This is a genomic window from Streptomyces sp. NPDC055254 (genome assembly GCF_053606025.1).
In genome coordinates, this window is the sequence record NZ_JBSGQV010000002.1 from 397,873 (window position 1) to 408,757 (window position 10,885).

Below are 10,885 nucleotides of genomic sequence, written 5' to 3' on the forward strand. Positions count from 1 at the left end.
CGCCGCCGCATCCCATCGGTTCGGGAAGTCCCGAACACAGTGGCTATGCTCGCGTCATGCCCCGCCCGACGCCCGACCACCACCCCGGTAGGAGTCCCTTCGGGACGCGCGCTGCATGGGGATGGCTCGCACCACGCAGACGCTCCGCCACCGCGCGGAGCGTGCTCGCGGGCGAGGCCTCGGCCGAAGCCGCCCGCAAGACGGCGCTGACCGGGACCCCGTCCCCCGCCCTGTCGGACATCGCACCGGACATCGAACCGGAAGCCCTCGGCGAAGCCGCGGCGGAGCCCGCGTTCCCCGTCGCCGGCGACGACCTGGCCGCCGCCTTCTTCGACCTCGACAACACCGTCATGCAGGGCGCCGCGATCTTCCATTTCGGCCGCGGCCTCTACAAGCGCGAGTTCTTCCGCCGCCGCGAGCTGGCCCGCTTCGCCTGGCAGCAGGCCTGGTTCCGGCTCGCCGGGGTCGAGGACCCGGAGCACATGCAGGACGCCCGCGACAGCGCCCTGTCCATCGTCAAGGGCCACAAGGTCCGCGAGCTGATGGCCATCGGCGAGGAGATCTACGACGAGTACATGGCCGAGCGGATCTGGCCGGGCACCCGCGCCCTGGCCCAGGCCCACCTCGACGCCGGCCAGAAGGTCTGGCTGGTCACGGCCGCCCCCGTGGAGACGGCCACGATCATCGCCCGCCGGCTGGGCCTGACCGGCGCCCTGGGGACCGTCGCCGAATCCGTGGACGGCGTCTACACCGGCCGGCTGGTCGGCGAGCCGCTGCACGGCCCCGCCAAGGCCGAGGCCGTCCGCGCCCTGGCCGCCGCCGAGGGCCTGGACCTCGCGCGCTGCGCCGCGTACAGCGATTCGCACAACGACATCCCGATGCTGTCGCTGGTCGGACATCCCTACGCGATCAATCCCGACACAAAACTGCGCAAGCATGCGCGGAGCAACGACTGGCGCCTGCGCGACTATCGGACCGGCCGGAAGGCCGTGAAGGTGGGCGTCCCGGCGGCCGCCGGGGTCGGCGCGATCGCCGGCGGCGCGGCCGCCGCGATCGCCCTGAACCGCCGCCGCAAGTAGCCGCGACAGGCCCCCGACCGGCCCGGCCCCGCCCCCGCCCGCCCGCACCGCGGGGCCGGGGCATTCGCTCACCTCTGCCCGCGCCCCCCGCGCGGCACTCCGGCATGCCCGAGACGGTCGACAGCTCCTCTGGAAGCGTCCATTCCGCGCATCCAAGTGATCAACAAACGGTCACCAACTGCGACTGAATATGCCCTCGACAGGCAACAGAAGTGTCGGAACCGGTGATTTGAGCAACTGGGTGTAGCGCCGCCTGTACGAAGCGTTATTCTCCTCAAACGCATGCCACCGTCCATCTGTCGCCACGACGGGTGAACGGTTCCGCACTGCACGTGATGGAAGCTCTGCCTCTGGGAGTCCCGTGTACCCACCTGTCGGGGTTGACGCCTCGGGCCTGGCTACGCTGCGCGCAACGGTCCTCGACCACCTGCGCGGCTTCGTCCCCACCGCGTACGCCGTCCCCGCCTTCGCCGCCGCGGTCCCTGCCGGCCTCGGCCCGGTCGGCCCTTGCTATGCCCTGACCGACGGCGGCGCGACGGTGGGCAGACGAGGACGCGCGGCCGGGGGCTCGAACGGCGCCGCCGGCACGAGCACGCAGACCGCCTCCCGCCGCCCCGCGGCGGACAGCGACCAGGCCCGCATGATGGACCTGGTCGAACGCGCCCAAGCCGGCGAGGCCGAGGCCTTCGGCCGTCTCTACGACCAGTACAGCGACACGGTCTACCGCTACATCTACTACCGCGTCGGCGGCAAGGCGACCGCGGAGGACCTCACCAGTGAGACCTTCCTGCGGGCACTGCGCCGCATCTCCACCTTCACCTGGCAGGGCCGCGACTTCGGCGCCTGGCTGGTGACGATCGCCCGCAACCTGGTGGCCGACCACTTCAAGTCCAGCCGTTTCCGGCTGGAGGTCACCACCGGGGAGATGCTCGACGCGAACGAGGTCGAGCGCAGCCCCGAGGACTCCGTCCTGGAGTCCCTCTCCAACGCGGCCCTGCTGGAGGCCGTACGGAAACTCAATCCGCAGCAGCAGGAGTGCGTGACGCTGCGCTTCCTGCAGGGCCTCTCGGTCGCCGAGACGGCCCGGGTGATGGGGAAGAACGAGGGGGCCATCAAGACACTCCAGTACCGGGCGGTCCGTACGCTGGCCCGCCTCCTTCCGGAAGACGCCCGCTGACGGTCTTCACACCACAACCCGACCTCAATATTCGGTGACCCCTCGATGACGCTGTGGTCCGATCATCCTTCGTCCGTAACCCAAGTGCCGCGACGCTCGTTGTGCGGAATGCAGGCTCCCTGTGGACATGCCTTGCCCGAAGCCGCTCACTCGAACGTGTGGATGTGCTCAAGGAAGGCAACCTTCCGGACACCCAGGGGAGTCGATCGTCATGACGAGAGGAGGTGCCGCCAGTGATCGCGAACGTGACTCCGCACCGGCGGGCGAACGCCTTCGCCCAGGCCCTGGAGGATCGGACCCTTTCCGATCTTCCGGAACCGGATCCGGCGGCCGAGCAGTCCGAGGCACCTGCCGAACCTGCCGACCGCGACCGGTTGTTGGCCTTGGCGAGCGCGCTCGGCGAAATGCCGCGCCCGCAGTTGGACGCCGACGTCAAAGTGGTGCAGCGAGCCCAGCTCGTGGCCGCCGTGGAGGCGATGGTGCTGGAAGAGAGGGCCGGGGGCGGTGCCGCCTCGGACCCTCTGGTGCCCGAGCAGCGGACCGGCCGCGGCGCCCACCGGGCGACCTCGCTCCGGAAGATGCGGCCCCGCTCCCGCTGGTCCAAGGGCATCGCAGCGGGCGGCCTCACCGTAGGGGTGGCCGCGGGGGCATTCAGCGGAGTGGCCGCTGCCAGTTCCGACGCCCTGCCCGGTGACCACCTCTACCCCGTCAAGCGGGGCATGGAGGACTTGAAGCTCGGGATGGCCGACGAGGACTCGGACCGGGGCGAGCTCTATCTCGACCAGGCCTCGAACCGCCTGTCGGAAGCCCGCAGGCTGATGGAGCGCGGCCGGACGGGCGTACTGGACCACGAGTCCCTGGGCGCGATCCGCCGGGCCCTGGCGGGGATGAAGCACGACGCGGAGCAGGGCCACAGGCTCCTCCAGGCCGCGTACGAACGGGACGGCTCGCTCGGCCCGATCCAGGCGCTGTCGTCGTTCTCCCGCTCCCACCGCGACGCGTGGGGCAAGCTCAGGGAGAAGCTGCCGGCGCAGCTCACGGACGTGGGCGGTGAGGTGGAGTCGGTCTTCCGGGCCATAGACGAAGACGTGGCGCCGCTCCAGGGCCTGCTCCCCAAGCCCCCGGAGCAGACGCGCGGCACCAGCACGCCCGGTACGCCCGCCAAGCCGGGCACCCCCAGCGGCAAGCAGCAGCCCGCGCCCGCTCCCGGCGGCACCTCCGGCAGCAGCACCGCGCCGTCCCCCTCGGGCAGCCCCCGGCCCTCGGCCGACGGCGGCCTGCTGGGCGGTACGGGCGACCTGCTCAACCCGCCGCAGGGTCAGTCGGCCCCGCCCTCCTCGGGCGCGTCCGACCAGCCCAAGCCGGACATCACCCTCCCGCCCCTCCTCCCGGGTCTCCTCCCGGGCCTGGGGATCAACTCGGAGGACGTCGGGTAGCGCACGGCACGGGTACGCCGGCGAGGCCCCTGCGGGCCTCGCCGGCTTCCGGTCGCAACGACCGTCGTGCGGCCGTCAGAAGAAGACGGACCGCCGCTGCACCAGCAGTTTGTACAGCGTGTGCTGGATCTGCTCCCGTACCTGGTCCGTGAGGTTGAACATCAGCATCGGGTCGTCCGCCGCCTCCGTCGCGTACCCGTCGGTCGCGATCGGCTCCCCGAACTGGATCGTCCACTTCGTCGGCAGCGGCACCGCCCCCAGCGGCCCCAGCCACGGGAACGTCGGCGTGATCGGGAAGTACGGGATGCCCAGCAGCCGCGCGAGCGTCTTCGCGTTGCCGACCATCGGGTAGATCTCCTCCGCGCCCACGATCGAGCAGGGCACGATCGGCGTGCCCGCGCGCAGCGCCGTCGAGACGAAGCCGCCCCGCCCGAACCGCTGGAGCTTGTACCGGTCTCCGAACGGCTTCCCTATCCCCTTGAAGCCCTCCGGCATCACCCCGACGAGCTGACCGGCCTCCAGCAGCCGCTGGGCGTCCTCCGCGCAGGCCAGGGTGTGGCCGGCCTTGCGGGCCAGCTCGTTCACCACGGGCAGCATGAACACCAGGTCGGCCGCCAGCAGCCGCAGATGGCGCTGCGCGGGGTGGTGGTCGTGCACGGCGACCTGGAGCATCAGCCCGTCCAGCGGCAGGGTGCCCGAGTGGTTGGCGACGATCAGCGCGCCGCCCTCCGCCGGGATGTTCTCGATGCCCTTGACCTCCACCCGGAAGTACTTGTCGTACAGCGGCCGCAGCAGGGACATCAGGACCTGGTCCGTCAGCTCCTTGTCGTAGCCGAACTCGTCGACCTCGTACTCCCCGGTGATCCGGCGGCGCAGGAACGCCAGCCCGCCGGCCAGCCGGCGGTCCCAGCCGTCACCGGCGGCCGCCGGGGCGGCCGCCTCCACGGGCTCCACCGCCTCCGCCTCCACCGGCCGGAGCCGCTCCGGCCCCGTCGGCGCCACCGCCCGTACCCGCCGCCCCGCGGGCCGGCGGCGCGGCCGTTCCTCGTCGAACGCAATGACCTTGGCGTCCGCCACTATCGCTTCGCTCCTTCGTCCTCGTCGGCTCCGGTCCCGTCCTGCGGACCGTTGACGTTCAGCATGGCCGCCACCCGCCCCACGGCGCGCCCGACCCGCTCCGGCGGCAGCAGCCCGCTCCGCCGGCTCCGCGCGAAGTCGGTGAAGGTCTCGGCCGTCGTGTACATGGGCTCGAATCCGAGGACCTCCCGCATCTGGGAGGTCTCCACGACCCGGCCGTGCGTGAGGAGCCTTATCTGCTCCGGGGAGAAATCGGTGGCACCGATCGCCCGCAGCGCCGATCCCACCCAGGTCACGGCGGGCAGGAACAGCGGCATCATCGGCCGCCCGAGCCGCCGCGCGCACTGCGACAGGAGCAGCACGCCGTCGCCCGCGATGTTGAAGGTCCCGCTGTTGAGGGTGCCCCGCTTCGGCTCGCGCGCCGCCAGCCGCAGCACGTCCAGCACGTCGTCCTCGTGGACGAACTGGAGCCGCGGGTCGTAGCCCAGGACGGTCGGCATCACGGGGATCGAGAAGTACTCGGCGAGCGCCGAGTCGGCGAAGGGTCCCAGGATGTTCGCGAAGCGCAGGACGCACACGGCGACGTCGGGCCGTCTGCGCGCGAAGCCCCGTACGTACCCCTCGACCTCGGCGGCGTCCTTGGCGAAGCCGCCCGCCGGCAGCGACTTGGGCTCGGTGGTCTCGGTGAAGACGGCCGGATCGCGCGGGGTGCCCCCGTACACGCTGGTACTGGACTTCACCACGAGCCGGCTCACCGTCGGCGACTTCTGGCAGGCCCCGAGGAGCTGCATGGTCCCGATGACGTTCGTTTCCTTGACGGTGCTGTGCGCGCCGCCCGTGCCCGCTGTACCCCCGGTGACCGCCAAGTGCACCACGGTGTCCACCGCGTGCTCGGCGAGTACCCGGGCGATCGCCGACTGTCTGATGTCCGTACGGACGAACTCGGCCGAGCCGAGCCGGTGCGGCGGTCTGACCGCGTCCACCGCGATCACCCGCTCGACCTCCGGGTCGCGCTGGATGTGGCGCACGAAGCGCCCTCCGAGCTGCCGGGCGACCCCGGTGACCAGTACGACCTTACCCACGAGCTCAGCGCCTCCCTGGATAGGAACAACCGTCCCCGGCTGCACCGCAGCCCCTCCACCAGGATGGTGGAGGGGCTGCGGAAAACACGTACAGCTGCCGTCTACTTCTTGTTACGGCGCTGGACGCGGGTGCGCTTGAGCAGCTTGCGGTGCTTCTTCTTAGCCATCCGCTTGCGCCGCTTCTTGATAACAGAGCCCACGACTACCCTCGCTCACTTCTCTTCACTCGGTGCGGGGCGTCTGGGCCCACACGACCTACGTCGGCCTAGCCTACCCGCCCGAGCTCTGAGCTTGTAATCCGAGGCCTGCCGGGGGTCAGTCTCAGGCCGACTCCACCCCCACATAGGACTCTCGGAGGTACTCGTGGACCGCGTTTTCGGGGACCCGGAAGGACCGGCCCACCCGGATTGCGGGCAGATGACCGTTGTGCACCAGGCGGTACACGGTCATCTTTGACACACGCATCACCGAGGCGACCTCCGCCACGGTCAGGAACTGAACCTCACTGAGAGGCCTCTCGCCAGCAGCCATGACACACCTTGACCTTCCGCGCATGACGGGCACCGGCTTCCCCTCCGGTTACTCCTCGTCGTCGCACGCTCACTCCCCAGAGTAGGGGCGCGTGATACGAGTGGGGAAGAGGAGCTACAGCCACTCCTGCCACCCCGTCAGGCGCGCCCGGTCCAGTACATAGCGGGTAAGCGGTCTGTAGTAGTCCGCACGCACCCCGTCATCGACCGGAACGGCCACCGCCACCCGCCCCTCGGCCTCGCCGACGAACAGCGCGGGATCATCCGTATCCGCCAGACCGATCGCGTCCACACCGAGCTGACCTGCGCCGCAGACCCACCCGTGGTCCCCCACCACCAGCCCCGGCAACGGCCCGCCGGCCTCCGCCAGAGCTCCCAGAGCCACCCGGACCGGCAGCGGCGAGTGGGAGTGTGCGCCGGTGGCACTTCCCGCCGTCCGCGCGCCGGGGTCCCGCACCAGTGCGACCCCCCGTACGTAATCGATGCTGTACGTACGTACGCCGAACCGGGTCGCCACGTCCACCTCCACCCCCTGCGCCGGAGTGAGGACAGCACAGCCCGATGCCGACATCGCCTCGGCCAAACCGGCGTAGAAGCCCAGGAGCCGGTGCGGATGCCCCGTCCCGAACAGGACCGGCGACCGCGCCCCCACCGCCTGGCGCAGCCGCCCCGCGAAGGCCTCCAGCGCGGCCAGCGTCAGCTCCGGGTCGATCACGTCGGAACCGCTGACGTGGCGCGGGTCCGCGGAGACCCCGCATTTGCGCGCCATCAGCCCCAGCAGATCCCGCTCGCCCCATCCCCACTCGGGGTCCAGCCCCAGCAGCACCCGCGGATCACGCGCAGCGAACAGCCGGTAGCTGCGCAGGCTCTCCTCCCGGGAGGTGGCGACGGGCCCGGCCAACCGGGCGGCCAGCAGATGCGCACGCAACGCGCCGGTGCTCAACACCCTCCGATGCTGCCGCACCGCACCTGGCGGATCATCAATTCGGTGGAACAGCCCCACAGTTGGCGTAACGACGAAAGCTCAGGTCAGCATTCCGCGCAGCGGAAACACGGCCCGCCGGGTCGCCAGAACGGCCTGATCCGTACGGTCCGCCGGGTCGTACCCCGCGTCCCATTCCCGCCATGACACCGACCGGCCGTCCGTCATCCGGGCCGGCGCCAGCTGCCGGGTCCGCGCGTACACCTCGTCCCGCCACGACGCCGGAACCGCCGTCTCCGGCGCCACCGGCCGGTGTGCGGCGATCGCCACCAGATGGGTCCACGACCTCGGTACGACGTCCACCACCGCGTACCCGCCGCCGCCCAGCGCCAGCCACCGGCCGTCCGCGTACGCGTGCGCGAGCCGGTGGCAGGACTCCTGGACGGTCCGCTGGGCGTCCAGGGACACCGCCAGGTGCGCCAACGGGTCCTCGAAGTGCGTGTCGGCCCCGTGCTGGGTCACCAGCACCTGGGGGCGGAAGTCGGCCAGCAGCTCCGGCACGGTCGCGTGGAAGGCCCGCACCCACCCCTCGTCCCCGGTCCCCGCCGGCAGCGCGACGTTCACCGCCGAGCCCTCGGCGGCCGCGCCGCCCGTCTCCTCCGGCCAGCCCGTCTGCGGGAACAGTGTCCGCGGATGCTCGTGCAGCGACACCGTCAGCACCCGGGGGTCGTCCCAGAACGCCGCCTGCACCCCGTCCCCGTGGTGGACGTCCACGTCCACGTACGCGACCCGCTCCGCGCCCAGCTCCAGCAGCCGCGCGATCGCCAGCGCCGCGTCGTTGTACACGCAGAAACCGGCCGCCCCGCCCGGCATGGCGTGGTGCAGCCCGCCCGCGAAGTTCACGGCGTGCTCGGCCTCACCGCGCCAGACCGCCTCCGCGCCCGCCACCGACTGCCCGGCGATCAGCGCGGACGCCTCGTGCATCCCGTGGAAGGCCGGATCGTCCATGGTCCCCAGCCCGTACGAACCGTCCGCGGCCCCGGGGTCGGCCGACACCTCCCGCACCGCGGCGACGTAGTCCCCCCGGTGCACGAGCCGCAGCGTGGAGTCCCCGGCCGCCGGAGCCGCCCGTACTTCCATGGCCCGGTCCAGCCCGAAGGCCCGTACCAGGCCCATCGTCAGCGCCAGGCGCACCGGATCCATCGGATGGCTCGGTCCGAAGTCATACCTCGTTACCGCCTCGTCCCACATCAACAACCCGCGGCCGCTCATGCCGGACACCGTATCGGGCCGCGTCGGAGCCGAACGAGCGGGCGTGGAAGAGCGTGACCAGCACGAGAACCATCGGGACGAGCATGGCGCCCCGGTAGCTCCAGGCGTCCCCGATCGCCCCGACGAGCGGGGAGCCGATCAGGAAGCCGACGTAGTTGAAGATGTTGAGCCGGGCCACGGCCGTGTCGGAGGCGTGCGGGAACAACCGGCCGGCCGCGGCGAAGGTCTGCGGCACGATCACGCACAGCCCGATCCCCAGCAGCGTGAACCCGAGCATCCCCGTCCACGCCCCGGGCGCCACCGCCACCACGGCGAAGCCGGCCGCCGCCACCAGCGAACCGCCCCGCACCACGGCCACGGCGCCGAAGCGCCGCACTCCCAGGTCGCCGACGGCCCGCCCGACGAGGGTGGTCACCATGTAGACGTTGTACGGGACGGTCGCCAGCTGCTCCGAGCTCCCGAGCACGTCCTGGAGGTACTTGGCACTCCAGTTCGCGACGGTCGAGTCCCCGATGTACGCGCACGCCATGACCAGGCAGAGCGGCAGCAGCAGCTTGAAGCCGCCGCTCCCCAGCCCCGCGCCGTCCGCCACCCGCGCCTTCTCTCCAGCCTTCCCTCCGGCCTTCGCACCCGCCTCCGCGCGGTCCGACCGGTCCACGTACCGGCGGCTGCCCAGCAGGGCCAGCGGCAGCAGCACGGCCACGGCCGGCAGGTAGCTCACGAACAGGTCCAGCCGCCAGTGCGCTCCCGCCCACGCGGCCGAGGCCCCCAGGATGCCTCCCAGGCTGTACGCGGCGTGGAAGCCCAGCATGATGCTGCGACCGTACGCACGCTGCAGGCTGACCCCCAGCATGTTCATCGAGGCGTCCAGCGCGCCCACCGACAGCCCGAACGCCCCCAGGGCCGCCGCCACGTGCCACATCCGGTCCCCGGCCCCCACCGCCAGCAGGGACAGCAGCACCACCGGCTGCGCCCACCGCAGGACGGTGCTGGGAGCGACCCGTTTCACCAGGTGCTCGGTGGCCACGCTGGCCGCGCCGGCGAGGACGGGCACGGCGGCCAGGAAGGCCGGCAGCAGCCCGTCGGATATCCCGTACCGGTCCTGGATGGCGGGGATCCGGGTCACGAGCAGGGCGAAGGTCACACCCTGCACGAAGAAGCTGAGACCCAGGGCGCCGCGCCCACGCCTGAGCCGCACGTCTACCGTCATGGCGGGTGAGCGTAGGCCCCGGGGCTACCGGTGGGTAGAGAGATCACACGGGCAGTTGCAGGAGCCCCGGGAGCTGCATCATGTCGCCGAAGAAGCCGGTGGCGTCCCCGAGCTGTTCGGCGGGGAGCATGGCGGTGAAGGCGTACACGTCCATCCCCGCGGCCCGCGCCGCCAGCACCCCCAGCGGACTGTCCTCGACGACCACGCACCGCGCGGGCTCCACACCCATCTGCCGGGCCGCGTGCAGGAACAGGTCGGGAGCCGGCTTGCCTCGGCCGACGTCCTCCGCGCTGAAGATCCACTCCTCCTCGAACCACCCGTCGAGCCCGGCCGCCCGGTGCCCGACCCTGATCCGCGCGTGCGTCGAGGAGGAGGCCAGGCAGTAGCCCACGCCACTGGCGGTCAGCGCGCCCAGTACGTCCTCCACACCGGGGACGGGCTTCAATTCGCGCTCGAAGGCGGTGAAGGTCCGCGCGTGCAACGTCTCGTCGAAGTCGGCGGGCAGCTTCGCGCCGGTCCGCTCCAGGACGAGATCGTGCACCCGGTGCACGGCGGACCCCATGTAGTCGCGCAGCGATTCCTCGTACGTGGTGGGGTGGCCCAGCTCGGTCAGGTATCCGGCGAGGATGTTGTTGGCGAGCGGCTCGCTGTCCACCAGAACGCCGTCGTTGTCGAAGATGACGAGGTCATAGCCCATGCTCCAACCCTACGAGCCGTCGGCGGGCGACCCGCCCGACCACATGCCGGGCATCCGGCGGATTCTCACCGGCCGAGGCCCGGGAACGCAGAAAAGCCCCGCACCGAACCCGTGACGGGTTGGTGCGGGGCTTTCCCACAATGATTGTTCGGCGGCGTCCTACTCTCCCACAGGGTCCCCCCTGCAGTACCATCGGCGCTGAAAGGCTTAGCTTCCGGGTTCGGAATGTAACCGGGCGTTTCCCTAACGCTATGACCACCGAAACACTATGAAATTAGAACGCTGGTGTTTTCACAGCTGTTCATTATTTCAGAACTAACACAGTGGACGCGAGCAACTGAGGACAAGCCCTCGGCCTATTAGTACCAGTCAGCTTCACCCGTTACCGGGCTTCCACATCTGG

The 10,885-nt window shown here is 71.1% G+C and carries 11 protein-coding genes and 1 rRNA gene; 3 read left to right on the top strand and 9 right to left on the bottom strand.

The features are described from left to right. Window positions 1-56 precede the first annotated feature (56 nt). The 3 genes from ACWFQ8_RS04105 to ACWFQ8_RS04115 all read left to right on the top strand — a co-directional run bounded on the left by ACWFQ8_RS04105 (window position 57) and on the right by ACWFQ8_RS04115 (window position 3,692). A complete protein-coding gene (locus ACWFQ8_RS04105; RefSeq protein WP_453784600.1) occupies window positions 57-1,079 on the top strand; it encodes an HAD family hydrolase in 1,023 nt (340 codons plus the stop codon). A 361-nt stretch (window positions 1,080-1,440) separates the two neighbouring features. Next, a complete protein-coding gene (locus tag ACWFQ8_RS04110; RefSeq protein ID WP_453784601.1) occupies window positions 1,441-2,256 on the top strand; it encodes an ECF subfamily RNA polymerase sigma factor, BldN family in 816 nt (271 codons plus the stop codon). A gap of 233 nt (window positions 2,257-2,489) precedes the next feature. After that, window positions 2,490-3,692 carry a DUF5667 domain-containing protein gene (locus ACWFQ8_RS04115; RefSeq protein WP_453784602.1) on the top strand — a complete coding sequence of 401 codons (1,203 nt, stop codon included), beginning with the start codon at window positions 2,490-2,492 and terminating at the stop codon, window positions 3,690-3,692. Between the two features lie 75 nt (window positions 3,693-3,767). Here the strand turns inward: ACWFQ8_RS04115 and ACWFQ8_RS04120 are convergent, their stop codons facing one another. The 9 genes from ACWFQ8_RS04120 to rrf form a co-directional block, all read right to left on the bottom strand. Further along, entirely contained in the window at window positions 3,768-4,769 is a 1,002-nt protein-coding gene (locus ACWFQ8_RS04120; RefSeq protein WP_453784603.1) for a lysophospholipid acyltransferase family protein, read from the bottom strand. Beyond that, the gene (locus ACWFQ8_RS04125) at window positions 4,769-5,851 is read right to left on the bottom strand and encodes an NAD-dependent epimerase/dehydratase family protein (RefSeq protein ID WP_453784604.1); all 1,083 of its coding nucleotides are present in this window, start codon (window positions 5,849-5,851) and stop codon (window positions 4,769-4,771) included. The genes ACWFQ8_RS04120 and ACWFQ8_RS04125 overlap by 1 nt, the downstream gene beginning before the upstream one ends. 101 nt (window positions 5,852-5,952) lie before the next feature. Continuing rightward, the gene (locus tag ACWFQ8_RS04130; protein WP_003948845.1) at window positions 5,953-6,051 is read right to left on the bottom strand and encodes a 30S ribosomal protein bS22; all 99 of its coding nucleotides are present in this window, start codon (window positions 6,049-6,051) and stop codon (window positions 5,953-5,955) included. A gap of 121 nt (window positions 6,052-6,172) precedes the next feature. After that, window positions 6,173-6,382, bottom strand: coding sequence for a helix-turn-helix domain-containing protein (locus ACWFQ8_RS04135; RefSeq protein WP_008738568.1), 210 nt, complete (start codon window positions 6,380-6,382; stop codon window positions 6,173-6,175). 114 nt (window positions 6,383-6,496) lie between these two features. Continuing rightward, on the bottom strand, window positions 6,497-7,327 hold the full coding sequence (locus tag ACWFQ8_RS04140) for a phosphatase (protein ID WP_453784605.1): 831 nt from the start codon (window positions 7,325-7,327) through the stop codon (window positions 6,497-6,499). Window positions 7,328-7,405: 78 nt separating this feature from the next. Beyond that, window positions 7,406-8,575 (bottom strand): acetoin utilization protein AcuC, encoded by a 1,170-nt coding sequence (locus ACWFQ8_RS04145; protein WP_453784606.1) that lies wholly within the window; start codon window positions 8,573-8,575, stop codon window positions 7,406-7,408. After that, window positions 8,526-9,785, bottom strand: coding sequence for an MFS transporter (locus ACWFQ8_RS04150; RefSeq protein WP_453784607.1), 1,260 nt, complete (start codon window positions 9,783-9,785; stop codon window positions 8,526-8,528). The genes ACWFQ8_RS04145 and ACWFQ8_RS04150 overlap by 50 nt, the downstream gene beginning before the upstream one ends. Before the next feature lie 43 nt (window positions 9,786-9,828). Then, a complete protein-coding gene (locus ACWFQ8_RS04155) occupies window positions 9,829-10,482 on the bottom strand; it encodes an HAD family hydrolase (RefSeq protein ID WP_453784608.1) in 654 nt (217 codons plus the stop codon). A 146-nt stretch (window positions 10,483-10,628) separates the two neighbouring features. Then, window positions 10,629-10,745: ribosomal RNA gene (gene rrf, locus ACWFQ8_RS04160) — 5S ribosomal RNA — on the bottom strand. Window positions 10,746-10,885 lie beyond the last annotated feature (140 nt).